2 tRNA genes are annotated in these 317 nt (G+C 61.2%); both read left to right on the forward strand.

The window, feature by feature from the left end:
* Positions 1-33 precede the first annotated feature (33 nt).
* Positions 34-110: transfer RNA gene (locus ACNFH5_RS30605), tRNA-Asp, on the forward strand.
* 97 nt (positions 111-207) lie between these two features.
* Positions 208-284 (forward strand) — tRNA-Asp (locus ACNFH5_RS30610).
* Positions 285-317 lie beyond the last annotated feature (33 nt).

A 317-nucleotide genomic window follows, 5' to 3' on the forward strand; every position in this document is an offset into this window, starting at 1 on the left:
CCCGTCATCACCCACCACTCTCGCAAGTTACGCGCAGCGGTAGTTCAGTCGGTTAGAATACCGGCCTGTCACGCCGGGGGTCGCGGGTTCGAGTCCCGTCCGCTGCGCCATTTTCCCCCTCCTTGGTTCCTACCCCGAACCAGCCTGTTGAGTGATTCACTCCAGGCGCAAGGAGGTTGCTTTACCGGACGAAAGTCCAACCGACACGCAGCGGTAGTTCAGTCGGTTAGAATACCGGCCTGTCACGCCGGGGGTCGCGGGTTCGAGTCCCGTCCGCTGCGCCATATTCGAAAGCCCTCAGGTAGCAATACCTGAGG

Origin of the sequence: Pseudomonas sp. NY15435, from assembly GCF_048068295.1 — a bacterium.
In the GTDB taxonomy this organism is placed as follows: domain Bacteria; phylum Pseudomonadota; class Gammaproteobacteria; order Pseudomonadales; family Pseudomonadaceae; genus Pseudomonas.